This window comes from Aureibaculum flavum, from assembly GCF_016406085.1.
GTDB lineage: Bacteria > Bacteroidota > Bacteroidia > Flavobacteriales > Flavobacteriaceae > Aureibaculum > Aureibaculum flavum.
Map to the genome: position 1 here is coordinate 60,893 of NZ_JAEHFJ010000005.1, position 24,995 is coordinate 85,887.

The window sequence follows — 24,995 nt, forward strand, 5'->3', positions numbered from 1 at the left end:
CATGTAAACAAAACAAGTTCTTCTCTAAAACGAAGGACTTGTTTTGTTTTATAAATAATTTGTAAATTCATCAAATCAAATAATAAACTAAACAACTCCTTAAACATGAAGAAATTAAGTAAATTATCCTGTATTGTAGCATTGCTATTAAGTGTTACCTTTTACGCTCAAGAAAGCAACCCTATAATTGAAGGTATTGTAAAAGAAGCCAATGAAAATTCTCAATTAGAACGTTTGGCTCATGAAATGCTAGATGTTATCGGACCACGATTAGTGGGGTCACCTCAAATGAAACAAGCCAATGATTGGGCGGTAGCTCAATATGGTAAATGGAGTATCTCTGCAAAAAATGAAAAATGGGGAGAATGGCGTGGTTGGGAACGCGGTATAACTCATATTGATATGGTTTCTCCTCGAATTCAAACATTAGATGGTACGCAATTGGCTTGGAATCCTAGTACTTCTAAAAAAGGAGTAACGGCAGAAGCAATTATATTACCAACGGTAAAAGATTCAATGACTTTTAAAAATTGGTTACCTAATGTAAAAGGTAAGTTCGTGATGATTTCTATGAACCAACCTACGGGTCGACCGGATTATAATTGGGAGGAATTTGCGACTGAAGAGTCGTTTAAAAAAATGAAAGAAGACCGTGATGCTCAAACTAAAGCATGGAGAGAAAACATGAGTCATACTGGCTATAATAGTCGTACCATTATTGCAGCCTTAGAAGAGGCTGGTGCCGCTGGTATTATTACATCTAATTGGTCTAAAGGTTTTGGGGCAAATAAGATATTTAGTGCGAGAACAAAAAAGATTCCTACTGTAGATATTGAATTGGAAGATTATGGTATGTTGTATCGATTGGCTGAATACGGAAATAAACCAGAATTAAAAATTGTAGCGGAATCTAAAGAATTAGGAGCTGTTCCAAATTTTAATACCATTGCAGAAATTAAAGGAACAGAAAAACCTGAAGAATATGTTATTCTATCTGCCCATTTCGATTCTTGGGATGGTGGTACAGGAGCAACCGATAATGGAACAGGTACCTTGGTTATGATGGAAGCTATGCGTTTATTAAAAAAATTCTATCCAAATCCAAAACGAACAATTATTGTTGGACACTGGGGTAGTGAGGAGCAAGGCTTAAACGGTTCTAGAGCGTTTGTAGAAGACCATCCTGAAATTGTAAAAAACATTCAAGCTGTTTTTAATCAAGACAATGGTACCGGTAGAGTAGTGAATTTATCAGGTCAAGGATTTTTACATTCTTATGACTTTTTAGGCAGATGGCTTAATGCTGTACCTAAAGATATTAGTAAACATATAGAAACGAACTATCCTGGAGCTCCGGGTCGTGGAGGTTCAGATTATGCTTCGTTTTTGGCAGCGGGTGCACCTGCTTTTAGTTTAAGTTCTTTAAGTTGGTCGTATTGGAATTATACATGGCATACCAACTTAGATACGTATGACAAAATTGTTTTTGATGATGTACGTAGCAATGCCATTTTAACAGCTATTTTAACCTATATGGCTAGTGAAGATGAACAATCTACACCAAAAGATAAAATTGTATTGCCAATGAGCAGAAGAACAGGTGAGCAAATGGTTTGGCCAACACCGCGTTCTCCTGAACGTAAAGGAATGCTAGAAGAGAAATAATTCAGTATTCAGTTGGCAGTAGTAGTCAGCAGTTTTAAAATACATAAAAAAACCTTTTCATTTGAAAAGGTTTTTTTATGATTAAATAGTTTGGTTAAGATTTCGTTGTGGAATTGGTCTACGAGTATTGAAACAATTTGAGTGTGTATTAGGGATTGTACTGAATTATAGATATTTAGGTTGTGTTTTTTGTTTTAAACACGCTAAATATTTCAAATAATTTCTTTTTTGGATGTATATAAATAATTTTATTGTATATTTACAATTAAACGAATGTAAATATACAATCATGAGTGTAAGGTCGACATCAAAAGAATTTGGAAAAAAGAAGGATGTAAGCAAAACAGTTTCTAAAACAGTAAGTAAACGCAAAAGTCTAACTAAATTTTCACCAGCCTGGGTTGTTTTAAATGCTAAGAAAACCCCTGGTTATAAAATGGAATTAATTGGTCGTATTCGCGTAGGTGTAAAAAAAACAGATTGGAAGCAGTTAATACATTATACTGGGTCAACTGAAAAAGAGTTTGAGCACATATTACCGACATCAATTAGTAGTATGCAAAAGAAAACTGTTTATGGAAAAGAAACATCAGAACGAATCTACGAATTGGCAAGGTTGTTTGGCTTAGGTTATGAGGTTTTTGATTCTAAAAATGATTTTAAGCAATGGCTAATGACTCCATCAAGAACTTTGGGGAATAAAATTCCGTTTGAATTGTTAGATAGTAGTTTTGGATTCGAAATGGTAGAGAATGAAATAGTGAGAATTCAGTACAACGTTTATAGTTAATGATTGTTTATAGAATTGCAAATGTTAAATATAAAGATTCAACACTTTCTGGTATTGGGGCTGAAAAGGTCGGTGGAAGATGGAATGAAGTAGGAACACGTGCGGTTTATTGCTCAGAAAATATTTCTTTAGCATTACTAGAGTATTATGTTCATTCTGAAAATATTGCATATTTACCCAAAGAAATATTAATTGCAAAAATTCAGTTTCCAGATGAATTTATTATAGAAGAATTAGAAGAACTTCCAGAAAGGTGGAATCAACATCCCTACACATCCAAGACTACAAAGGTTTTTACAAACTTAATTAAAAATCGAAACTTATTTGCTTTAAGGGTGCCATCTACTATTGTTGGTTTAGAATCAAATATAATTCTTAATCCTTTGTACAAAGAGTTTGGCAAAGTGCAGGTAATTGAGTTTGTTAAATTACCTATAGATGAAAGACTTAAAAAAGTTAAGAAGGAGTAAGTTTAAGTAGTTTCTAAAATTGTATATATACTTCTGGTAATACACTTTGATTGATTAATTTGCCATTTTTGCTTGTAACCATTAAATAGAAATTCGCAAGGTTGTAATCAACGTTAATGTCTAAAATTAATGTTACGGAAGAAATAGTAATATCTTCATTTGAGCTTGTTAACTTATAACGAAAAGATTTAAGATAAGGTTTTTGAACAACTTTAATCAATTCAGGCGAAGTTAAATCTCCCAAAATAGAGTTTAATCTTGAATATGATTCTTCAAAAATTATTTTGTATCTCTTAATGCCCGCTGTTAATATAGGTGTGATATTATTAATTCTAAATAAATAATCAACCCCATTTTTATCATCAAAAGAATTTAAAATGCCTTCTGCAAGATTCTCACTTCTGTATATTAACTTTTTATCAATAGATTCCAGAGGTATTCCTTCATTTTTAACTTTTTTTGCGTGATTATTACATGAAAATAATAATAAAACTATGGTGCAAATACAGAATGAAAGTGATATTGATTTTAGCATTTGTAAGATTTATAATTAACTATTATGATAATGAAGAGTCAAAAAATGATACAATATTTTAATGAATTTGGCTAAGTTATATTATAATATGTAAGAACCAAACGAACTAAGGTGTAGGTTGTTTTAATATTTCACACAAAAAGACCTCAGAGTTATCTAAAACTTTGAGGTCTTATATTATTCATTCATATTGAAGTAGTTACTTTTGTAGATATCATTACTTCCATGAAGAATGAGCCTTTTAAATGTTAAAAGCTTCCTTTACTTTATCTACAAAATCTAATTTTTCCCAAGTAAACAATTCTACTTCTTTTTCTACCTTACCTGAATACGGGCTTTCAAATACTTTGGTAATGGTTTGTGGTGCTTTACCCATATGGCCATAAGCAGCCGTTTCTAAATAAATAGGGTTACGTAACTTTAAACGCTCTTCTATAGCAGCAGGTCGCATGTCAAAAATTGAAGCCGCTTTTCTCGCTATTTCGCCATCTGTTAAACCTAATGTTGAGGTCCCATAAGTATCTACAAATATTGAAGTAGGTTCCACAACCCCAATAGCATAACTCACTTGTACCAATACTTCACTAGCAACACCTGCAGCTACTAAATTTTTTGCAATATGTCTAGAGGCATAGGCAGCACTTCTATCTACTTTACTAGGATCTTTACCTGAAAATGCACCACCACCGTGGGCTCCTTTGCCACCGTATGTATCTACAATAATTTTTCTTCCTGTTAAACCGGTATCACCATGTGGACCACCAATTACAAATTTACCTGTTGGGTTTATATGATATGCAATGTCATCATTAAATAATGCTTGTACATGAGCAGGGAACAATTCTTTAACTCTAGGTATCAAAATAGAAACGATATCACTTTTAATTTTTGCCAACATGTTTGCATCATTATTGTCAAAATCGTCATGTTGCGTAGAAACTACAATCGCATCTATGCGTTGTGGTTTATTATCATCACTATACTCAATAGTAACCTGACTTTTAGCATCAGGTCTTAAATATGAAATTTCATAATTTTCTCTTCGTAACTCAGCTAATACTTGTAATATTTTGTGAGAAATATCTAAAGCCAAAGGCATATAGTTTTCTGTTTCGTTGGTTGCATAACCAAACATCATTCCTTGGTCACCTGCACCTTGCTCTTCTTTGGTAGCTCTATCAACACCTTGGTTAATATCTTGAGATTGTTCGTGTATCAACGAAATTACACCACAAGAATCACCAGAAAACTGATATTCACCTTTGGTGTAACCAATTTTATTGATCACCTTTCTTGCAATTTCTTGTACGTCTAAATAGGTCTTACTTTTAACCTCACCTGCTAAAACAACTTGTCCAGTTGTTACTAAGGTTTCACAAGCTACTTTAGACTCAGGGTCAAAGGCTAAAAAATTGTCTAATAATGCGTCGCTAATTTGATCTGCGACTTTGTCAGGGTGTCCTTCCGAAACACTTTCTGATGTAAATAAATATGCCATAATGTTATTTTAAATGGTAACGATTTTAAATAAAAAAGATTGCAAAACTGACTAAAGGAGTAGGATTACTGCTTTAGCATTTTTAAAGAGGTTGCAATCAGTCAAATTAATCCTCTGTATTATAAAATTGAATAATCAATTTATTCAATAACGGGGGCAAAGGTAGAAAAATAAAAGTCATAACATATAAAGTAATATTAAAATTTTGGTAATTTTTATTTTTGCGTAAGCTTCTGTTAATTGTTACGACAAAACCCAAAACTACAAATATGCGAAAGGTATTGATATTGTCATTTATAATGGTATTTTTTTTGAATTGCTCGTCTTCTGATGGTGAAATGCAAGCTGAACAAGAAGAGATGGAAGAAGTTGAAATTCAAGCTGGAGATTTTGTTTCGGGTGCCCATACCACAACGGGTAAAGTATCGGTTAGCTCTGACTTAAAAACATTAAATTTTACCAATTTTAAAACTGATAATGGACCTAAGCTATTAGTGTATCTTACAACTGCTGTTGGCTCATCTGATTTTGTTTCTTTAGGAGATTTAAAAGGTGTTTCTGGCAATTATTCATATGCAATTCCGGAAAATACAGATGTGTCTAAATATAAAATTGTAGATATTTGGTGTGTAGATTTTTCCGTAAGTTTTGGGCATGCAGAACTTAAATAGGATATCTAGAGTAAGACAATTGAAGAAAACATAAAAGTTTATATTTTACGTTATTCATATAGATTCTAAAAAAAGTTAAGAAAAAGCTTTGATATATTAGAATTGTTTTGCAATATTTGCAACGTAAGTTCAATTACTTATTGAAATTGTTATCAAGAAAGGCAGAGGGATAGACCCGTTGAAGCCTTAGCAACCCTTTAATCTTTAAAGAAGGTGCTAAATTCTACCAAAAAAGTTTTTAAGCTTTAGGATAGATAACACAGACAAAATTACTTTTAGTAATTTTTATGTATTTCTTAATAACATTTTTCTAGTATAAAGATTTAGTACAAAAGAGGTATCAGATTATGCCTAGATTTTGACTTAACGCTATACTTATAAGTTCAATTACAAAGTATTTGTCTCGAAAATCGAGTCAATTTTATTTAATAATTTAATTTCAGAAAAATGAGTACACTCAAATTAGCAACCAATGCATTACACGCAGGCCACGACACAAAAACCAATGGAGGAACAAGAGCTGTTCCTATCTATCAAACATCATCATATGTTTTTGATAATACAGACCACGCCGCAAACTTATTTTCATTAAAAGAATTAGGTTTTATTTACACACGATTAAATAATCCAACAAATGAAATATTACAAAGCCGATTGGCTGCAGTTGAAGGTGGTGTTGGAGCAGTAGTTTTCGCATCAGGATCAGCGGCTATTTCAACAGGCCTTTTAACGCTTTTAAAAGCTGGAGATCATATTGTTGCATCAAGCAGTTTGTATGGCGGTACCTATAACCTTTTAAATGTTACTTTACCAAGATTAGGTATAACAACTACTTTTGTAGATGCTTCTGACCCTGAAAATTTCGGTAAAGCGGTTAAAGAGAATACAAGAGCCTTTTTTGTAGAATCTTTGGGTAATCCAAAATTAGATGTGCTAGATTTAAAAGCAATATCAAAAGAAGCTAAGGCAGCTCAAGTACCTTTTATTGTAGATAATACCGTAGCAACTCCTGCCTTATTAAACCCAATTGAACATGGAGCGAACCTGGTAATTCATTCACTTACTAAATATATTGGCGGACAAGGAACTTCATTAGGTGGAGCAATTATTGATGCAGGAACTTTTGATTGGACAAATGGTAAATTTCCTGAATTTACAGAACCTACTGCAGGTTACCACGGTTTAGTGTATAGCGAAGCTTTAGGTGCCGCAGCATTTACTTTTAAATTAATATTGGAAGGTTTGCGTGATTTTGGTGGAGCTTTAAGTCCATTTAATGCTTTTCAAATTATACAAGGTTTAGAAACATTACCAGTTAGAATTAAACAACATAGTGCTAATGCTCTTGAATTGGCAACTTGGTTAGAAAGTAGAGACGAAGTTGTTTGGGTTAATTACCCAGGTTTAGAAAGTAATAAGTACAATGCATTAGCAAAAGAATACTTGCCAAAAGGTCAAAGCGGATTGGTAACTTTTGGTGTAAAAGGCGGATTTGAATCGGCCAAAAAAGTTACTGATGCAACCAAAATATTTTCTTTGTTAGCAAATATTGGTGATACAAAATCGCTAATAATTCATCCAGCAAGTACAACTCATCAGCAGTTAACTGCAGAACAACAAGCTGATGCTGGTGTAGGTCAAGATTTGATTAGATTATCAGTTGGTTTAGAAGATATAGAAGATTTAAAAGCTGATTTAGAAGAGGCATTTGCCGCAATTGATAAAAGTGTATTAGCTTAATCTAGTAATAAAACATGCTTTCAAAAATCAGCATACATAATTATGTAACTCAGTCAGGGGTTTCTTACGAAGAAATCCCGTTGAGTTATCAAATTTTTGGTAAAGAACTTCATTCGGCACCAATTGTTTTGATTAACCACGCTTTAACAGGGAATAGTAATGTTGCTGGTGAGGGTGGATGGTGGACAGATTTAGTAGGTGATGATAAGGTAATTGATACTAAAAAGTTTACCGTGCTGGCTTTTAATATTCCAGGGAATGGTTATGATGGTTTTGTAATTGAAAATTACAAAGATTTTGTAGCTAGAGATATAGCACGTTTATTTTTATTGGGATTAAAACAGGTGAAAGTGAACAAATTGTTTGCTATTGTTGGAGGTTCTTTAGGTGGAGGAATTGCATGGGAAATGGCAGTGTTATCACCAGAAATTACGGAAAATTTGATTCCCGTAGCTTCAGATTGGAAATCGACCGATTGGTTGATAGCCAATTGTCAAATTCAAGAACAATTTTTATTAAATTCCAGTAGTCCTGTGCATGATGCCAGAATGCATGCCATGCTATGTTATAGAACTCCAGAATCTTTTAAGGAGCGTTTTCATCGTTCTAAAAATGAAGAATTAGATGTTTTTAATGTAGAGAGTTGGTTGTTGCATCATGGTAAAAAGTTACAAGAACGCTTTCAGTTATCTGCATATAAATTAATGAATCAATTGCTTAAAAGCATTGATGCCTCTAAAGATAATTCTGATAAAATTTTAGATACTATTTCTGCTAATATTCATTTGGTAGGTGTAGATTCTGACATGTTCTTTACAGCAGAAGAAAATAGAGAAACACAACTAAAATTGGCATTAACGCATCCTAATGTTACCTATAATGAAATTAATTCGGTACACGGGCACGATGCTTTTTTAATAGAGTTTGACCAATTAGAAAAAATTATTGAAGGTGTATTTAGGCCTTCGTCTGAAACAAAAAGAATGAAGATATTAAAATTTGGAGGTAAATCGCTTGCTAATGGAGAGGGCATCAATAAAGTAGTTTCCATTATTAAGGGAAAGGTAGATCAAGGTGATAAAATTGCTGTGGTAGTCTCTGCTCGTGGTAATGCGACAAATGAATTGGAGTCAATTCTTGAAAAAGCAGTTAAAAATGAAGATTATCATGAAGCGTTAGATACTTTTAAGAAATACCAACGAGATATTTATGAGAACATTGATTTTACTGATGAATTTGCCATACTCGATAAACTTTTTAATGGGGTTCAATTATTAGGAGATTATAGTCAAAAAATAAAAGATCAAGTGTTAGCTCAAGGTGAATTACTCTCTGTAAAGTTACTTGCAAATGTATTAAAGGATCAGGGTGTTAATACAAATATTACTGATGCTAGAGCCTTAATAAAAACAGATGAGAACTTTGGGAATGCACAACCCGTTGGTAAAATCTCTAAAGAGAATGTAATAGAGCACTTCAAAAAATTTAATGGTACAACGGTAAATATTGTTACTGGGTTTATTGCTTCTAATCAAAAAAATGAAACCACGACGTTGGGTAGAAATGGTAGTAATTATACGGCTGCTTTATTAGCCAATTATTTAGATGCTGAAGAGTTACAAAACTATACACACGTAGATGGGATTTATACGGCAAATCCTGATATGGTTGCTGATGCAAGAAAAATAAAGGAACTTTCTTATAGTGAAGCCAATGAGTTAGCAAATTTTGGAGCTACAATTTTACATGCTAAAACGATTATTCCGTTAATTGAAAAAAATATAAACTTAAGAATATTAAATACCTTTAACCCTGAAGATGAAGGTACTTTAATTACAGCTAGAGCAAGTTCTAAAGGTATTAAATCGCTTTCTGTATTAGAAGACACGGCATTAATTAATTTTGAAGGTCGTGGTTTATTAGGTAAAGTAGGTGTAGATGCAAGAATATTTAGGGCGTTAGGAAATCATGATATTAGTGTAAGTATTATCTCTCAAGGTTCTTCAGAACGTGGTATAGGTTTAGTAGTAGATGCAGAAAAAGCTACTCAAGCAGTTGTTGCTTTAGAGCGTGAATTTGAAAGTGATTTTTATTCTCAAGATGTAAATAAAATAAGTGTTATAGATCAGGTTTCCGTTATTTCTTTGATAGGAATTGATTTGAGTTCTTTTCATAAACCTTTTAACTCTCTTGTTAAAAATCAAGTAGTACCTTTATTATTTAACAATACTATTTCTGGAAAAAATGTAAGTATTGTGGTTAAAAAAGAGCAATTGCATAAAGCTCTTAATGTGATACACAGTGAGATATTTGGCATTTCTAAAAAGATAAATATAGCCATTTTTGGACATGGCTTGGTTGGTGGAACTTTGATCAATCAAATTATAAATTCTAAAGACGGTATAGAAAAACGAAAAGGTATAAAACTAAATATTTTTGGTGTTGGTAATTCTAAGAAAGTCTTGCTTGATAGAAATGGCGTAAAAGAAACTTGGCAATCTGATATTGTAAATGATGGTATATCATATACTGTAGATGATATCATCACTTTTTCGAATCAAAATCATTTGGAAAATTTAATCGCAGTTGACAATACAGCAAGTAAAGATTTTGTGGCTAACTATATCAAGTTGGCGGAAAATGGATTTGACTTAGTGTCTTCAAATAAAATTGGAAATACTATCGGATTAGATTTTTATGAGGAACTCAGAGAGGTATTGTCAAAAAATCAAAAAAATTATTTATACGAAACCAATGTTGGTGCAGGGTTACCATTAATTGATACCATTCAGTTGTTACACCTTTCAGGTGAAAATATAACTAGAATTAGAGGTGTCTTTTCAGGATCTTTAAGCTATTTGTTCAATCATTTTTCAGTAGAGGATAGGCCATTTAGCGTTATTTTAAAAGAGGCCATTGATAACGGGTTTACAGAGCCAGATGCTAGGGAAGATTTATGTGGTAATGATGTGGCTAGAAAATTATTGATTTTAGCACGTGAATTAGATTTAAAAAATGAATTGGAAGATGTGCAAATTCAAAATTTGATTCCAGAGAATTTAAGAGCGGTTTCTTCTGATGAATTTTTAACTAGAATTGCCGAATTAGATAACGTTTATACTACTGTAAAACAAGATCAAAAACCCAATCATGTACTTAGATATGTAGGCGATTTGTCTGGTGATTTATCGAAAGATGATGGTGCAAAATTAAATGTGCAATTAGATTCTGTGCCAGAAGATAGTCCATTAGGTCAAGTAAAAGGTAGTGATTCTATTTTTGAAATTTATACGGAATCTTATGGAGACCAACCTATTGTTATTCAAGGTGCAGGTGCCGGAGCAGCAGTTACTGCAAGAGGTGTTTTTGGTGATATTTTAAGGTTGACGGAGAAGTTGGGGTAAAACATCTTTGTTACTAAAAAAAGTTTAAATTTAACAATTGCCCCCTTGAGGGGACTTTAGGGGTGTTCAAGTAACTAATATAACTGTCTCTGTTCATTTCAAATCTAAAATAGTATGCATGTCTAAACAAAAAAACTTCGAAACAGAAGCCATCAGAACTCAAACTGAGCGTTCACAATTTTTAGAACATTCTAATCCTATATATTTAACGTCTAGTTTTGTGTTTGAAGATGCTGAAGATATGCGGGCTTCTTTTGCTGAAGAAAAAGAACGTAATATTTACAGTCGTTTTACAAATCCAAATAATTCAGAATTTGTGGATAAAATTTGTAAAATGGAAGGAGCGGAACAAGGTGTTGCTTTTGCAACAGGTATGTCTGCCGTTTTCTCAACCTTTGCAGCGTTGTTAAATGCAGGAGATCATATTGTTTCTGCACGTTCTGTTTTTGGTTCTACTCATGGTTTATTTACAAAGTTTTTACCAAAATGGAATATTACTACGAGTTATTTTAAAATTGATGAATTAGATAAAATTGAAAGTTTAATTACACCGAATACTAAAATTTTATATGCCGAGAGTCCTACCAACCCTGCTGTTGATATTTTAGATTTAGAACTGTTGGGTAATATTGCTAAAAAGCATAATATATTACTTGTAATTGATAATTGTTTTGCCACACCTTATTTGCAGAATCCTATAAAATTTGGAGCTGATTTGGTAATACATTCTGCCACTAAATTAATTGACGGACAAGGTAGAGTAATGGGGGGAGTTACCGTGGGAAGAGCTGATTTAATCAGAGAAATTTATTTATTTGCAAGAAACACAGGGCCAGCATTGTCTCCCTTTAATGCATGGGTGTTATCAAAAAGTTTAGAAACCTTGGCGGTTCGAGTAGATAAGCATTGTGAAAATGCTTTAAAAATTGCAGAATTTTTAGAAAGCCATGGGCATGTTAATATAGTAAAGTATCCTTTTTTAAAGTCGCACCCACAATATGCTATTGCTAAAAAACAAATGAAGGCCGGTGGTAATATTGTAGCTTTTGAAGTTAAAGGAGGAGTAGAAGCTGGTAAAAAGTTTTTAAATGCTTTAGAAATCTGTTCGCTTTCTGCAAATTTAGGTGATACGAGAACTATTGTTACGCATCCTGCCTCTACAACACACGGTAAATTAAGTAAAGAAGATAGATTAGAAACCGGAATTACTGACGGTTTAGTAAGAGTTTCTGTGGGGTTAGAGAATGTAAATGATATAATTCAAGATTTAGATCAAGCACTAAAAAGTAGTTAAAAAATTTAGTACTTTCGCAGTACAATGCTTTCAAAAAAAACAAAATACGGACTTAAGGCTCTTTCCTATTTGGCAAGAGAAAAGGATAGAACACCAGTTCAGATTGCCACCATTTCTGAAAAGGAGAATATCTCTAGAAAATTTTTAGAAAGTATTTTATTGACGTTGCGTAAAAGTGGATTCTTAGGATCAAAAAAGGGTAAAGGTGGTGGTTACTACTTATTAAAAAATCCTGAAGACATAAAAATGTCTGACGTTATCCGTGTTTTAGAAGGTCCCATTGCTTTGACACCTTGTGTTAGTCTTAATTTTTATGAAAAATGTGCAGACTGTGTTGATGAAGAAACATGTGAAGTCCGTCATCTTATGCTAGAGGTAAGAGACAGTACGCTGAAAATATTTGATCACAAAACACTTGCTGATCTCATTTAATACTTCTTTTTTCCTTTTCAATCAAAATCCATTCACTATTCTTTTTCGAATTTTTAAAAGGCGAAAAAAATAGCTTATTTTTGATTCCTAGAATTTAATATAATGCAAAAACGTACTGTGTTTAAGATGCTCAACGAGGCATCTGTTACCTATAAAAATAATAATTATTTAAGTCAAAAAAACGATTCTGGTTGGGATAGGATTACCTTTAGTGAGGCTAAAGAAAGGGCATTAAAGTTAGCCTCTGCATTTATTGAATTGGGAGTAAATGCTAAAGATAAAGTCGCCATTTTATCTGAAGCGAAAATAGATTGGGTAATTTCAGAATTTGCAACTCTATATGCAAGTAGCGTTATTGTTCCTCTATCTATAAAATTATTACCAGAAGAAGTGCCTTTTCGCGTTAACCATTCTGGAGCTAAGTTTTTTGTAATTTCAGAAAATACCTTAGAAAAAGTTATTGGATCTTGGAATTTATATGAAAATATAGATTTGAAGATTATTATACTTGATAAGCCTTCTGCTAAAATTAGTGAAATTTGTAAAGCCGCTAATTTTGATGAAAAAGAACTTCTTTTTATCGATGATTTGTATGAGCTAGGGGTTTCGAAATTAGAAGTAAACTTAAAGAAAATTGAAGAAAATGAAAAGAGCACTCAAGAAGATGATGTTGTAACAATCTCCTATACTTCGGGTACAACAGGTAACCCAAAAGGGATAATGTTAACCCATTTAAATTATTTTTCTAATAGTAATGAGGCTGTAAATACTTTTAAAATTGGAGAGCTAATTTCTACATTGATTATTTTACCAACAGATCATTCATTTGCTCATACTATTGGTTTATATACAGCATTGGTCTGTGGTATTTCTATTCATTTTGTCGATGCTCGTGGAGGTGGTATGAATGCGTTAAAAAACATTCCTATAAATTTGGTGGAAGCGAAACCCAATTTTTTATTGACAGTACCAGCCTTAACTGGAAATTTTATAAATAAGATAAAGGATGGAATTAAAACAAAAGGACCATTTATTGAAGGAATTTTCAAGCGTGGTTTAAAAGCGGGAATTCGAAGAAATGGTGATGGTTTTACTAAACCTGGTGTAATGACTCAGCTGGTAACATACTTTAATTATAGTATTGCAGAAAAATTAATATTTAAAAAACTTCGTTTAATTTTTGGTTCTGAAATTGAATTTTTTGTTGGTGGAGGTGCTTTACTCGATATTAAACAACAGCAATTCTATAAAGCGATTGGTATTCCTGTATATCAGGGGTACGGACTAACAGAGGCGTCACCAATTATTTCAACAAATACGCCTTTCGCTCATAAAATGGGAACATCCGGTATTATTTTAAACAATATGTTATGTAAAATTTGTGACGAAAATGGTATCGAACTTCCCAAAGGACAAAGAGGGGAAATCTGTATAAAAGGAGATAATGTGATGAAGGGGTATTATAAAAATGAAGAGGCCACTAAAGAAACCATAAAAGAAGGCTGGCTATTTACTGGCGATTTAGGTTTTATAGATCAAGATAACTTTTTAGTTGTAGTAGGTAGAGAAAAGGCATTGTTGATCTCAGAAGATGGTGAAAAATATTCACCGGAAGAAATAGAGGAGGCTGTTATTAATGTTTCTCCTTTAATTGAACAAATTATGATTTATAATGATCATAAAAAATATACTACTGCATTAATTACATTAAATAGGATGCATGTTCAGTCTTTTATTAAAGCACACAAAAAGGTTGATGCGGATCAGGTACTTCAGAAATTGAAAAAGGAATTATTAGCTTTTAGTAAACAACCTGAATTTAAGGGGAAGTTTCCACCTAAATGGATTCCTTCTAATTTTCAAATCATAAAAGAAGAGTTTTCTGAAGCAAACTTCCTGATCAATTCTACGTTAAAAATGGTGCGTCATAAAATTACCACAAAATATCAAGATCGTTTGGATTTAATGTATGGAAAAGAAGCACAAGGTATATCTGCAGAAAAAAACAAGCAAGTTCTAAATAAATTGTTTTTTGAAGAGTAAGGTTCTGAATGTATTTAATATAATACTGCAATCCAAACTTGTTTATTCATACCTATAAAAGTAACCTTTATCATATATTCAAGAAAAAACTTAATTGATTACTGATTTGTACACATGTTACAAAGAATATTGTGATATGTTAAAAAATTAAAAAAATATTCAATTTTATCAGTTTGTTTTTACTATCGATACAATATTTCTTTTACATTTGCATTATATCCTAGTAAGCCGATAGGATAATTGTAAAAATGAATTTATATGATAATCGATAGCCTGATTAATAGTAGAGTAGAAGCTAAAGAAAAGACTTCAGGGAATAAGGAGCATGTGAAACGCAGTGTAGCAAAAACCATTAGTTGGAGAATTATTGGTACTATAGATACTGTAATTATATCGTGGTTAATTACTGGTACAATTGCATTAGCACTTTCTATTGGAGCATTAGAATTTATTTCAAAAATGGTACTTTATTTCTTTCACGAAAGAGCATGGAACAACATAAAATGGGGGAAATAATGGAATTGAATTTAGAACAACTTAATAAAGATCTAAGTACGAAAACACCTGTGCAAATTATTGAATGGGCAATAACTCTAGCAAAAGCACCTGTACTTACCACAAACTTTAGACCTTATGAAGTTGCAATTTTGCATGCAGTATCTCAGGTTAAAAAAGATATTAAAATAATTTGGTGTGATACGGGTTATAATACGCCAAATACCTATAAACATGCTGAGGAGTTGATTGATAAATTAAAATTAAATATAAAATTATATGTTCCAAAGCAAACTTCAGCTCATAGAGATGTGGTTTTAGGTATTCCGAATGTAGATGATCCAAAACATAAAATATTTACGGAACAAGTAAAATTAGAGCCGTTCAAAAGAGCCATGGCAGAACATACACCAGATGTGTGGTTTACAAACTTAAGAAAAGGGCAAACTGCGTTTAGAGATAGTATTGATATTTTATCGCAAGATGCGAATGGTTTATTAAAAGTGAGTCCATTTTATCATTATAGTGATGAAGAATTGGATGCTTATTTAGAGGTAAATAGTTTGCCAAATGAATTTAAATACTTTGATCCAACAAAAGTGTTAGAAAATAGAGAATGTGGATTACATTCATAAGATACAGTAACAAACTATAGAGAAATGGAGACGATAGAAAAATTAGAACATATAAAAAGTACAGCAGTGATTAATAATACAGCATCAATAAATTCTTTAGAAAATGAAGCAATTTATATTTTTAGAGAAGTAGCAGCACAATTTGAAAAACCTGTGTTATTATTTTCAGGAGGTAAAGATTCAATTACTTTAGTAAGGTTGGCTCAAAAGGCTTTTTATCCTGCTAAAATTCCGTTCCCTTTAATGCATATTGATACGGGGCATAACTTTCCGGAAACTATCGAGTTTAGAGATAGATTGGTTAAAGAATTGGGTCTGGAATTGATTATTAGAAATGTACAAGACTCTATTGATCAAGGAAAAGTAAAAGAAGAATCTGGAAGATATTCAAGTAGAAATCAATTACAAACAACAACATTGTTAGATGCTATTGAAGAATTTAAATTTGATGCATGTATTGGTGGAGCTAGAAGAGATGAGGAAAAAGCGAGAGCTAAAGAAAGAATATTTTCTGTAAGAGATGACTTTGGACAATGGGATGAAAAGAAACAAAGACCAGAATTATTTGACATGTTAAATGGTGAAATTGAGTTAGGTCAAAATGTAAGAGTTTTTCCAATTTCAAATTGGACTGAATTAGATGTTTGGTCTTATATAGAAAAAGAAGACATTGAAATTCCATCAATTTATTTTGCTCATACCAGAGCAACTTTTGTAAGAGACGGTATGATTTGGACAGCAGATGACGGTATCGTTTATAGAGATGACAATGAAGAGGTTGTTGATCGTGTAGTGCGTTTTAGAACCGTAGGTGATATGAGTTGTACCGCAGCAGTACTTTCTGATGCAGCAGATATTACATCTGTTGTTAGAGAAATAAGAGCATCTACAATTTCAGAAAGAGGAGCAAGAATAGATGATAAACGTAGCGAAGCGGCTATGGAAAAACGGAAACAACAAGGGTACTTTTAGTAGGTAAGGCGATAGCCAGTTATAGTAATCAGTTCATCAAAGATATGACTGAAAACAGAATACAAATTAGATTATGGAAGTTTTAAAAATAGCAACGGCAGGTAGCGTAGATGATGGTAAAAGTACCTTAATAGGAAGAATACTTTATGATACAAAATCTTTAACAGATGATAAGTTAGAAGCCATTGAAAAAACAAGTAAACAGAAAGGATATGATTATCTTGATTTTTCTTTAGCTACTGATGGATTAGTAGCGGAAAGAGAACAAGGTATTACCATAGATGTGGCTCATATCTATTTTTCAACGGCTACTAAAAGTTATATAATAGCAGATACTCCTGGCCATGTTGAGTATACTAGAAATATGGTTACGGGTGCATCGACCTCACAAGCGGCAATTATTTTAATTGATGCTAGAAAAGGAGTAATAGAGCAAACTAATCGCCACTTTTTTATCAATAACCTTTTAAGAATTAAAGAGGTTGTTGTCGCTATTAATAAAATGGATCTTGTTGATTATTCTGAAGAAAAATATAATGCTATAAAAGCTGATTTTGAAGCATTAATGAGTAAAAGAGATTATCAAAATCAAAAGATAACTTTTGTGCCTGTTAGTGCACTTAAAGGTGATAATGTTGTACGTAAGTCTGAAAATATGCCTTGGTACGACGGTCCTTCTATTTTAGATCGATTAGAAGCATTAGGTAAACAAGACATTTTTAATGTGGGCACACCTAGGTTTCCGGTACAATTTGTAATTCGACCTAAGACTGATGAATTTCATGATTTTAGAGGATATGCAGGTAAAGTTTATGGAGGTGAGTTAAGCGTTGGGGATGAAGTTGTGGTGTTGCCATCACAAACAAAATCAAAAATAAAAGATATTTATTTTTATGATAAAAAGTATCAAACAGCATCAAGAAGATCTTCAGTAACTATAACATTAGAAGATGATATTAATGTGAGTAGAGGAGATATGATTGTTAAGGCTGGTGAAATACCAACTATCGATAAGCAATTTACGGCTCAAGTATGTTGGATGGATACGAAAGAGTTGACTGCAGGTGCTAAGTATATTGTTCAGCATGGAGTGAATAAAGTATTGGCAAAAGTGGACACTATCCATCATAAAATAAATCCAGATTATTCAGGTATTAATGAAGATGTTTTAGGGTTAGGCGTTAATGATATAGCATCTGTTTCTTTTAAATTAAACAAACCTATTTTTTATGATGCCTTTAAAAATCATAGAACGAATGGTTCATTTATATTAATTGATACACAAACCAATAACACAGTAGGAGCTGGTTTCATCAGTCAGAATTAAATTGAAGTAATAGTCATTTAATTCAAATTCAAGAGAATTTAAGGTGGTTAAAAAAGTGTATTAAAAAACACGTTTAATAAACTAGTAACTCTATAGGATATAGGTGTTATTAAAAAGTGAGAAAATATAAATATAAATACTCTCAGAAATCCATAAGAGAGTTCTTTTCCTCCGGGAAGGTAAGTGAGGTAAGCAATTATGCAAAGTTTTAGAACAGAATTAGAAAATCCAGTTGTAGAAAAAGATATTATAGAATTAGCGAATAAAATTGAGCTATTTCATAATGGTAAAATTGATGAGGAAAAATTCAGAAGTCTTCGTTTAGCACGCGGTGTTTATGGTCAGCGTCAAGCAGGTGTTCAAATGATCCGTATTAAAATACCTTTCGGTAAATTAAAGAGCAATCAGTTGCGTAGAATTTCAGCAGTATCTGATGAGTATTCTCGTGGACGTTTACATATTACTACACGTCAAGATATTCAAATTCATTATGTTGATTTAGATAGAACTCCGGAGTTATGGGCTGAATTAGAAAAAGATGAAGTTACCGTTCGAGAAGCTTGTGGTAATGTTGTTAGAAATGTAACAGCATCTGAAACTGCTGGAATAGATATTAACGAACCTTTTGATGTGTCGCCTTATGCCGATGCCATTTATAAATTCTTTTTACGTAACCCAATTTGTCAAGAAATGGGGCGTAAATTTAAAGTGTCTTTCTCATCTACAGATGAAGATACGGGGTTATCTTACCTTCATGATATAGGTTACATTGCTAAAATTGAAAATGGTATTCGTGGTTTTAAAGTTGTTGTAGCTGGAGGTTTAGGTTCTCAACCACGTCATGCCGATGTGCTATATGATTTTGTTGCTTCAGATAAAATTATTCCAATTATGGAAGGTGTTTTAAGGGTTTTTGATCGTTATGGTGAGCGTAAAAGTAGAGCCAAAGCGAGAATGAAATTCTTGTTAAAAGATATCGGTTTAGATGCTTTTAAAGAACTAATTGCTCAAGAGCAAAAGGCGATTGAGTTTAAAAGTATTGCAATTGATGCTGCTAGTTATGTAGCTTCAAAACCAGTTTCAGTAGAAGCACCTCAAGTAGAAATTAAGGATCAAGACGCATTCAATTTATGGAAATCTACGAACCTTATTCCTCAAAAGCAAGAAGGTTATGTTGCTATAGGTATCAAAGTGTTGTTGGGTGATTTTTATACAGATAAAGCACGTTTATTAGCAGATTTGGTAGACACATATGCTGCTGGTGAAATACGTTTAACGCTACGTCAAAATATAGTTATTCCTTTTGTTAAGGAAGATTTAGTTCCCCTTTTCTATCAAGAATTAGAGAAATTAGGATTTGTTGAAGCGGGTTATAATAAAGCCATAGATATTACGGCGTGTCCTGGTACTGATACTTGTAATTTGGGTATTGCTAGTAGTACAGGTATAGCAGTAGAGTTAGAGCGTATGCTTAAAGCTGAATACCCACAATATTTAAAGAATGAAGATTTAGTCATCAAAATAAGTGGATGTATGAATGCTTGTGGTCAGCATAATATGGCGAATATTGGTTTTCAAGGTATGACCGTAAGAACTCCGGATAAATTAATTGCTCCAGCATTACAAGTATTGTTAGGTGGAGGTAATTTAGGAAACGGAAATGGAGCCTTTGCAGATAAAGTAGTAAAAGTTCCAAGTAAAAGAGGACCAGAAGCACTTAGAAGAATATTAAATGATTTTGAAGCAAATGCTAACGGAAAACAATTTGTTGACTATTATAAAGAAAAAGGTGAAAAGTATTTTTACGATTTCTTAAATGACTTACAAGACGTAGTTAATTTAGTTCAATCTGATTTTATTGATTGGGGTGAAGAAGAAAAGTACCTTAAAGAAATTGGTATAGGTGAATGTGCAGGTGTTGTTATTGATTTAATTGCTACCCTGTTTTTAGAAAGTGAAGAGAAAATTGAAAATGCAGAAGAAGCATTTGGTAATCAAGTATATTCAAGTGCTATTTATCACGCTTATAGTTCATTAGTAAATTCAGCTAAAGCAATGTTGTTAGCTGAAAATAAAAAAACAAATACACATGCTGGTATTATTGCTCAGTTTGATGAGTTTTTTGTTGAAAGTGATAGAATAGTTTTAGGAACTTCATTTTCTGATTTGATATACCAAATCAATAAATTTCCTCCAACTGAAGATTTTGCTACCAAGTATATTGAAAATTCAAATCAGTTTTTAAATAAAGTTAGAGCGTATAGAGAAGCTCAAAAACAATTAGAAGCTAAAGCTGTATAAAAAAATAGATATGAGTTTAAAAACACCAAAATTGACTGTTGTAGGTGCTGGTCCTGGAGATCCAGAACTAATTACTTTAAAGGCGATTAAAGCAATACAAGCTGCTGATGTTATTATGTATGATGCACTTATTAATGTAGCCCTTTTGGAATATGCATCTGCTGGTGTTGAAAAAATATTTGTAGGTAAACGAAAAGGATGTTACCGTTATCAGCAAGAGCAAATCAATGAAATTATTGTAAGTAGAGCGAAATCTGATGGACATGTAGTTCGATTAAAAGGTGGTGATCCTTACATATTTGGTAGAGGTTCTGAAGAAATAGAATATGCTCAACAATTTGGTTTAGAAACTGCTGTGGTACCCGGAATTTCTTCAGCAATGGCAGTACCTGCTTATCAAGGTATTCCATTGACGAAAAGAGGAGCATCTGAGAGTTTTTGGGTAATTACAGGTACTACAAAATCTCATCAAATATCTACCGATGTTGCGTTGGCAGCAAAATCATCTGCAACCGTTGTTATTCTAATGGGTATGGGTAAACTAGATGAAATTGTAGCGTTGTTCTCTGCTGAGAATAAGCAAAAAACACCAGTAGCTATTATCCAGAATGGTACAACTGAAAATGAAAAATACGGTTTTGGAACTATTGAAACGATCAGTGAAGTTGTAAAAGAAAAAAAACTGTCATCTCCAGCTATTATTGTTATTGGTGACGTAGTAAATCAAAGAAATATTTTAGATAAAGTTCAACAAGAAGTTCAAATAAAACAAGAGGTATGTTAGGAGATAAAAATGAATTGTATCCAATATTTTTAAAAGTAAATCAACTCAATATAATCATTGTTGGAGGAGGAGAGGTTGCACTTGAGAAACTTTCTTTTTTATTAAAATCGAGTCCAAATGCGAAAGTAGGTTTAATAGCATTAGACTTTTCTCCTAAGCTATTAGGATTGGCAAAAAAGCATGATATATTAACGATGCAAAGACCCTACACGCAAAACATTTTACACAAGCAACATATTGTTATTGCCGCCACAAATAATAAAGATGTAAATGCTGAAATTTATAGGGATGCAAAACAAAAACAATTATTAGTTAATGTTGCAGATACTCCTGAAATGTGTGATTTTTACCTTGGTGGGATTGTTACCAAGGGTAATGTAAAAATTGCAATTTCAACCAATGGGGAATCGCCAACAGTAGCTAAAAGATTACGTCAATTTTTCGAAGAAGTAATTCCAGATGACATTAACATAATGGTGGGTAATTTAAATTCATTTAGAAAGACCATTAAAGGAACTTTTAAGTCAAAAGTCGATGCCTTAAATAAGCTTACAGAAACTTTATTAATTAAAAATTAAATTGATTTTATAAATCGGAATATCAAAAAATATTAAAATGATTAAGACAGATATATTAATAATAGGAGCGGGTCCAACAGGATTGTTTACGGTCTTTGAAGCAGGATTACTAAAGTTAAGATGTCATTTAATTGATGCTTTGCCAATTGCAGGTGGACAATGTTCAGAAATTTATCCAAAGAAACCTATTTATGACATTCCAGGGTTTCCTGAAGTGTTAGCTGGTAAATTAACAGATAATTTACTAGAACAGGGTAAACAATTTGAACCAGGATTTACCTTAGGTGAACGTGCAGAAACTATCGATAAACAAGAAGATGGTTCTTTTGTTGTCACTACAAATAAAGGGACAAAACATCAAGCCCCAATTGTGGCAATTGCAGGTGGATTAGGTAGTTTTGAGCCGCGTAAACCTAAAATTGAAAATATTTCTTTTTATGAAGATAAAGGTGTTGAATATTTTATAAAAGATCCTGAAGTGTATAGAAATAAAAAAGTGGTAATTTCTGGAGGTGGAGATTCTGCTTTAGACTGGGCAATCTTTTTAGCTGATGTAGCGAGTGAGGTTACCTTAGTGCATCGTAGAAATGAATTTAGAGGAGCATTAGATTCTGTTGATACGGTTCAGGAATTAAAACTGTTGGGTAAGATAAATTTAGTAACACCTGCAGAAGTAATCAAGTTACATGGAGATACTAAAGTAGAAGCCGTATCAGTGTTAAAAGATGGTAAAGAAGAACGTATTGAAACTGACCATTTTATTCCGCTTTTCGGATTGTCACCTAAGTTAGGCCCTATTGGAAATTGGGGACTAGAAATTGAAAAAAATGCTATAAAAGTGGATACGTTTGATTACCAAACAAATATTCCTGGTGTTTTTGCTATTGGTGATGTAAATACATATCCAGGTAAATTGAAGTTGATTTTATGTGGATTTCATGAGGCTACTTTAATGTGCCAATCTGCATATAAAATGTTGAATCCTGGTAAAAAATATGTAATGAAATACACTACAGTTAGTGGTATTAATGGATTTGACGGTAGCCGAAAAGAATCACCAAAAGCAGTAGTTAAAGCAATAGTATAGAGGTGGTTGACGTAAAAATAAAAATAAAAGACAGAGAAGGTGTAATTCATGAGGTACTTGCACCGACTGATATGGCAATGAATTTAATGGAAGTTTGTAAATCCTATGAACTTCCTGTAGAGGGAACTTGTGGTGGTATGGCCATGTGTGCATCATGCCAATGCTATATTTTATCTGATCATAGTTTGTTAGAAATACAAGACGAGGAAGAGGCAATGCTGTCTGAAGCGTTCTATGTGAAAGAAAATAGTAGACTTGGTTGTCAAATACCGATAACAGAAGCGTTACACGGTTTAGAAATTGAATTGGCACCAGAATTATAATTAAGTTTATTTTATAAAACCTCAATTAAGGTGGTGTTGTAAATGGCTAAACTTAATACCTTTGCATTAAATGTTTTTATAGTCAAACACTTTAATCTGTTTTTAATTTATGCAATTACATTCTCAGGAAAAGCCACAACTTAGAAATTATAACATCTGTCTAAAAGATACTGTAGAGGTATTTACCAAAAAACTTTTTTATAGTTTGTTTGATAGCGTTTTTAAAGCTGAAAATTATGATTTTTTAAAAAGTACATTTTTAAAAATTACAGATAGACTTAATGTAAATGGCAATCAGCAACTTTGGGAAGAATTTCAATCAAAGTTTGAAGCTATTCAATTCAAATTGAATTTAGATGCAAAGTCTATTGAAGAAAATGACCCTGCCGCAGAAAGTTTAGAAGAAGTGTATTTGGCATATCCAGGTTTTCATGCTACTGCAATTTATAGATTAAGTCATGAACTTTATAAATTAAAAGTCCCCATTTTACCAAGAATGATGAGCGAATATGGGCATGGGTTAACGGGAGTAGATATCCATCCCGGTGCCACTATTGGCGATTCTTTTTTTATAGATCACGCTACCGGAATAGTAATTGGTGAATCATCAATTATAAAAAATAATGTAAAAATATATCAAGGTGTTACGCTAGGAGGAATTCAAGTAAAAAAGAGTTTGGCGAGTACAAAAAGGCATCCCACTATTGAAGATAATGTTATTATTTATGCCAATGCTACTATTTTAGGAGGTGATGTTGTTGTAGGAGCTAATAGTATTATAGGTGCAAATGTATGCCTTACCGAATCTGTACCCGAAAACTCAATTTTAACCTATCAAAAAGAATTTAAAATAAGAACAAGAGATAATGATTCAAAGTAAATCTATAATTGATATTATTGGTAATACACCATTGGTTGAAGCGAAAAATATTACTTCAAATAAAAAGGTACGTCTATTCTTAAAATTAGAAGGGAAAAACCCTGGAGGTAGTGTTAAAGATCGTGCGGCATATAACATGGTTAACGAAGCCTTAAAACGTGGAGATATTAGTAAAGGAGATACGTTGGTGGAAGCGACTAGTGGAAATACTGGGATTGCTTTAGCTTTTATTGCAAAGCTTTTGGGATTAAATATGGTATTGGTTATGCCCGAGAATTCAACAGAAGAACGAATTAAAACCATGAGGGCGTATGGAGCAGAATTAATTTTAACACCAGCTGATAATGGTATTGAAGGAGCTCGTGATTTAGCTATACAACTAGAAAAAGATAAGGGGTACTTTATGCTTAATCAGTTTTCGAATGACGATAATTGGAAAGCTCATTACAAAACTACAGGTCCGGAAATCTGGAAAGATACAGAAGGAGAAATCACACATTTTGTTTCTGCGATGGGTACAACGGGAACTATTATGGGGGTTTCTACCTATTTGAAAGAACAAAATGCAGCTATAGAAATAGTAGGTGCTCAGCCCGCAGATGGAGCTAAAATTCCCGGTATCAGAAAATGGCCAGAAGAATACTTACCTGAAATCTTTAACAGATCAAAAGTAGATACCATAATAGAGGTTAGCGAAAAAGACGCTAGAAATGTAGCAAATACATTGGCAAAAGAAGAAGGTGTGTTTGCTGGCATGAGCAGCGGAGGTTCAGTTAGTGCTGCTTTAAAAATTGCAGAGACTATTGAAAAAGGAGTGATTGTTGCCATAATATGCGATATAGGTGATCGATATTTGTCTTCAGATTTGTTTCAATAAAATTGGTTTTAAGTTATTTATTGCTTTATTTTGTGCCTAAGTATTAGTTCTTTAATATATGTTATCAAGAAAGGTGGAGGGATTAGACCCTATGAAACCTTAGCAACCCTTTTTCTGATTTCTCAGAATAAAGAAGGTGCTACATTCTACTCTTCCTATAACCATAGTTGTTTTAGGGTTTTTAGTGTCAAACT

At 32.6% G+C, this 24,995-nt stretch carries 22 protein-coding genes and 2 riboswitches; of the genes, 20 read left to right on the top strand and 2 right to left on the bottom strand.

What is annotated here, in order from left to right; translation table 11 throughout:
* Nucleotides 1-105: 105 nt before the first annotated feature.
* The 3 genes from JBL43_RS11075 (at nt 106) to JBL43_RS11085 (ending at nt 2,925) form a co-directional block, all read left to right on the top strand.
* On the top strand, nt 106-1,665 hold the full coding sequence (locus JBL43_RS11075) for a M20/M25/M40 family metallo-hydrolase (protein WP_198841512.1): 1,560 nt from the start codon (nt 106-108) through the stop codon (nt 1,663-1,665).
* Nucleotides 1,666-1,954: 289 nt separating this feature from the next.
* Entirely contained in the window at nt 1,955-2,455 is a 501-nt protein-coding gene (locus tag JBL43_RS11080; RefSeq protein ID WP_198841513.1) for an Xre family toxin-antitoxin system antitoxin, read from the top strand.
* Nucleotides 2,455-2,925, top strand: coding sequence for an RES family NAD+ phosphorylase (locus JBL43_RS11085; RefSeq protein WP_198841514.1), 471 nt, complete (start codon nt 2,455-2,457; stop codon nt 2,923-2,925). Before JBL43_RS11080 ends, JBL43_RS11085 begins: the two co-directional genes overlap by 1 nt.
* A gap of 13 nt (nt 2,926-2,938) precedes the next feature.
* Here the strand turns inward: JBL43_RS11085 and JBL43_RS11090 are convergent, their stop codons facing one another.
* Both JBL43_RS11090 and metK read right to left on the bottom strand, forming a co-directional pair.
* Nucleotides 2,939-3,460 (bottom strand): hypothetical protein, encoded by a 522-nt coding sequence (locus JBL43_RS11090; RefSeq protein WP_198841515.1) that lies wholly within the window; start codon nt 3,458-3,460, stop codon nt 2,939-2,941.
* Between the two features lie 241 nt (nt 3,461-3,701).
* A complete protein-coding gene (gene metK / locus JBL43_RS11095) occupies nt 3,702-4,958 on the bottom strand; it encodes a methionine adenosyltransferase (RefSeq protein ID WP_138951512.1) in 1,257 nt (418 codons plus the stop codon).
* 269 nt (nt 4,959-5,227) lie between these two features.
* Between metK and JBL43_RS11100 the strand changes: the two genes are divergently transcribed.
* The 17 genes from JBL43_RS11100 to cysM all read left to right on the top strand — a co-directional run bounded on the left by JBL43_RS11100 (nt 5,228) and on the right by cysM (nt 24,801).
* Nucleotides 5,228-5,629 (top strand): DM13 domain-containing protein, encoded by a 402-nt coding sequence (locus tag JBL43_RS11100; protein WP_198841516.1) that lies wholly within the window; start codon nt 5,228-5,230, stop codon nt 5,627-5,629.
* Between the two features lie 146 nt (nt 5,630-5,775).
* A riboswitch (SAM riboswitch) is annotated at nt 5,776-5,890 on the top strand.
* Between the two features lie 186 nt (nt 5,891-6,076).
* On the top strand, nt 6,077-7,369 hold the full coding sequence (locus JBL43_RS11105) for an O-acetylhomoserine aminocarboxypropyltransferase/cysteine synthase family protein (protein WP_198841517.1): 1,293 nt from the start codon (nt 6,077-6,079) through the stop codon (nt 7,367-7,369).
* Between the two features lie 14 nt (nt 7,370-7,383).
* Entirely contained in the window at nt 7,384-10,773 is a 3,390-nt protein-coding gene (gene thrA, locus JBL43_RS11110; RefSeq protein ID WP_198841518.1) for a bifunctional aspartate kinase/homoserine dehydrogenase I, read from the top strand.
* A 118-nt stretch (nt 10,774-10,891) separates the two neighbouring features.
* Nucleotides 10,892-12,067, top strand: a complete 1,176-nt coding sequence (locus JBL43_RS11115; protein ID WP_198841519.1) for an O-succinylhomoserine sulfhydrylase — start codon at nt 10,892-10,894, stop codon at nt 12,065-12,067.
* Between the two features lie 24 nt (nt 12,068-12,091).
* Nucleotides 12,092-12,499 carry an RrF2 family transcriptional regulator gene (locus tag JBL43_RS11120; RefSeq protein WP_138951502.1) on the top strand — a complete coding sequence of 136 codons (408 nt, stop codon included), beginning with the start codon at nt 12,092-12,094 and terminating at the stop codon, nt 12,497-12,499.
* Nucleotides 12,500-12,601: 102 nt separating this feature from the next.
* Nucleotides 12,602-14,542, top strand: coding sequence for an AMP-dependent synthetase/ligase (locus JBL43_RS11125; protein ID WP_198841520.1), 1,941 nt, complete (start codon nt 12,602-12,604; stop codon nt 14,540-14,542).
* 258 nt (nt 14,543-14,800) lie between these two features.
* Nucleotides 14,801-15,058 (top strand): DUF2061 domain-containing protein, encoded by a 258-nt coding sequence (locus JBL43_RS11130; RefSeq protein ID WP_198841521.1) that lies wholly within the window; start codon nt 14,801-14,803, stop codon nt 15,056-15,058.
* Nucleotides 15,058-15,672, top strand: a complete 615-nt coding sequence (locus JBL43_RS11135) for a phosphoadenosine phosphosulfate reductase domain-containing protein (protein WP_198841813.1) — start codon at nt 15,058-15,060, stop codon at nt 15,670-15,672. Before JBL43_RS11130 ends, JBL43_RS11135 begins: the two co-directional genes overlap by 1 nt.
* 24 nt (nt 15,673-15,696) lie before the next feature.
* Nucleotides 15,697-16,644, top strand: a complete 948-nt coding sequence (cysD, locus tag JBL43_RS11140) for a sulfate adenylyltransferase subunit CysD (RefSeq protein WP_198841522.1) — start codon at nt 15,697-15,699, stop codon at nt 16,642-16,644.
* 73 nt (nt 16,645-16,717) lie between these two features.
* Entirely contained in the window at nt 16,718-17,971 is a 1,254-nt protein-coding gene (locus tag JBL43_RS11145) for a sulfate adenylyltransferase subunit 1 (protein WP_198841523.1), read from the top strand.
* A gap of 198 nt (nt 17,972-18,169) precedes the next feature.
* Nucleotides 18,170-20,272, top strand: coding sequence for a ferredoxin-like domain-containing protein (locus JBL43_RS11150; RefSeq protein ID WP_198841524.1), 2,103 nt, complete (start codon nt 18,170-18,172; stop codon nt 20,270-20,272).
* A gap of 10 nt (nt 20,273-20,282) precedes the next feature.
* Nucleotides 20,283-21,056 carry a uroporphyrinogen-III C-methyltransferase gene (gene cobA, locus JBL43_RS11155; protein ID WP_198841525.1) on the top strand — a complete coding sequence of 258 codons (774 nt, stop codon included), beginning with the start codon at nt 20,283-20,285 and terminating at the stop codon, nt 21,054-21,056.
* Nucleotides 21,050-21,634, top strand: a complete 585-nt coding sequence (locus tag JBL43_RS11160) for a precorrin-2 dehydrogenase/sirohydrochlorin ferrochelatase family protein (protein WP_198841526.1) — start codon at nt 21,050-21,052, stop codon at nt 21,632-21,634. The genes cobA and JBL43_RS11160 overlap by 7 nt, the downstream gene beginning before the upstream one ends.
* A 37-nt stretch (nt 21,635-21,671) precedes the next feature.
* Entirely contained in the window at nt 21,672-22,721 is a 1,050-nt protein-coding gene (locus JBL43_RS11165) for an NAD(P)/FAD-dependent oxidoreductase (RefSeq protein WP_198841527.1), read from the top strand.
* 2 nt (nt 22,722-22,723) lie between these two features.
* Nucleotides 22,724-23,044, top strand: coding sequence for a 2Fe-2S iron-sulfur cluster-binding protein (locus JBL43_RS11170; RefSeq protein ID WP_198841528.1), 321 nt, complete (start codon nt 22,724-22,726; stop codon nt 23,042-23,044).
* Between the two features lie 109 nt (nt 23,045-23,153).
* Nucleotides 23,154-23,924: a serine O-acetyltransferase EpsC gene (gene epsC, locus JBL43_RS11175; protein ID WP_198841529.1), complete on the top strand. Its 771-nt coding sequence runs from the start codon at nt 23,154-23,156 to the stop codon at nt 23,922-23,924.
* The gene (cysM, locus tag JBL43_RS11180) at nt 23,911-24,801 is read left to right on the top strand and encodes a cysteine synthase CysM (RefSeq protein ID WP_233098761.1); all 891 of its coding nucleotides are present in this window, start codon (nt 23,911-23,913) and stop codon (nt 24,799-24,801) included. The genes epsC and cysM overlap by 14 nt, the downstream gene beginning before the upstream one ends.
* Before the next feature lie 58 nt (nt 24,802-24,859).
* A riboswitch (SAM riboswitch) is annotated at nt 24,860-24,965 on the top strand.
* The last annotated feature ends 30 nt before the right edge of the window (nt 24,966-24,995 follow it).

What these genes read in the sequence shown, in the direction of transcription:
- JBL43_RS11075 (WP_198841512.1), top strand. Translation starts at nt 106, where the DNA reads ATGAAGAAATTAAGTAAATTATCCTGTATTGTAGCATTGCTATTAAGT.
- JBL43_RS11080 (WP_198841513.1), top strand. Translation starts at nt 1,955, where the DNA reads ATGAGTGTAAGGTCGACATCAAAAGAATTTGGAAAAAAGAAGGATGTA.
- JBL43_RS11085 (WP_198841514.1), top strand. Translation starts at nt 2,455, where the DNA reads ATGATTGTTTATAGAATTGCAAATGTTAAATATAAAGATTCAACACTT.
- JBL43_RS11090 (WP_198841515.1), bottom strand. Translation starts at nt 3,460, where the DNA reads ATGCTAAAATCAATATCACTTTCATTCTGTATTTGCACCATAGTTTTA.
- metK (WP_138951512.1), bottom strand. Translation starts at nt 4,958, where the DNA reads ATGGCATATTTATTTACATCAGAAAGTGTTTCGGAAGGACACCCTGAC.
- JBL43_RS11100 (WP_198841516.1), top strand. Translation starts at nt 5,228, where the DNA reads ATGCGAAAGGTATTGATATTGTCATTTATAATGGTATTTTTTTTGAAT.
- JBL43_RS11105 (WP_198841517.1), top strand. Translation starts at nt 6,077, where the DNA reads ATGAGTACACTCAAATTAGCAACCAATGCATTACACGCAGGCCACGAC.
- thrA (WP_198841518.1), top strand. Translation starts at nt 7,384, where the DNA reads ATGCTTTCAAAAATCAGCATACATAATTATGTAACTCAGTCAGGGGTT.
- JBL43_RS11115 (WP_198841519.1), top strand. Translation starts at nt 10,892, where the DNA reads ATGTCTAAACAAAAAAACTTCGAAACAGAAGCCATCAGAACTCAAACT.
- JBL43_RS11120 (WP_138951502.1), top strand. Translation starts at nt 12,092, where the DNA reads ATGCTTTCAAAAAAAACAAAATACGGACTTAAGGCTCTTTCCTATTTG.
- JBL43_RS11125 (WP_198841520.1), top strand. Translation starts at nt 12,602, where the DNA reads ATGCAAAAACGTACTGTGTTTAAGATGCTCAACGAGGCATCTGTTACC.
- JBL43_RS11130 (WP_198841521.1), top strand. Translation starts at nt 14,801, where the DNA reads ATGATAATCGATAGCCTGATTAATAGTAGAGTAGAAGCTAAAGAAAAG.
- JBL43_RS11135 (WP_198841813.1), top strand. Translation starts at nt 15,058, where the DNA reads ATGGAATTGAATTTAGAACAACTTAATAAAGATCTAAGTACGAAAACA.
- cysD (WP_198841522.1), top strand. Translation starts at nt 15,697, where the DNA reads ATGGAGACGATAGAAAAATTAGAACATATAAAAAGTACAGCAGTGATT.
- JBL43_RS11145 (WP_198841523.1), top strand. Translation starts at nt 16,718, where the DNA reads ATGGAAGTTTTAAAAATAGCAACGGCAGGTAGCGTAGATGATGGTAAA.
- JBL43_RS11150 (WP_198841524.1), top strand. Translation starts at nt 18,170, where the DNA reads ATGCAAAGTTTTAGAACAGAATTAGAAAATCCAGTTGTAGAAAAAGAT.
- cobA (WP_198841525.1), top strand. Translation starts at nt 20,283, where the DNA reads ATGAGTTTAAAAACACCAAAATTGACTGTTGTAGGTGCTGGTCCTGGA.
- JBL43_RS11160 (WP_198841526.1), top strand. Translation starts at nt 21,050, where the DNA reads ATGTTAGGAGATAAAAATGAATTGTATCCAATATTTTTAAAAGTAAAT.
- JBL43_RS11165 (WP_198841527.1), top strand. Translation starts at nt 21,672, where the DNA reads ATGATTAAGACAGATATATTAATAATAGGAGCGGGTCCAACAGGATTG.
- epsC (WP_198841529.1), top strand. Translation starts at nt 23,154, where the DNA reads ATGCAATTACATTCTCAGGAAAAGCCACAACTTAGAAATTATAACATC.
- cysM (WP_233098761.1), top strand. Translation starts at nt 23,911, where the DNA reads ATGATTCAAAGTAAATCTATAATTGATATTATTGGTAATACACCATTG.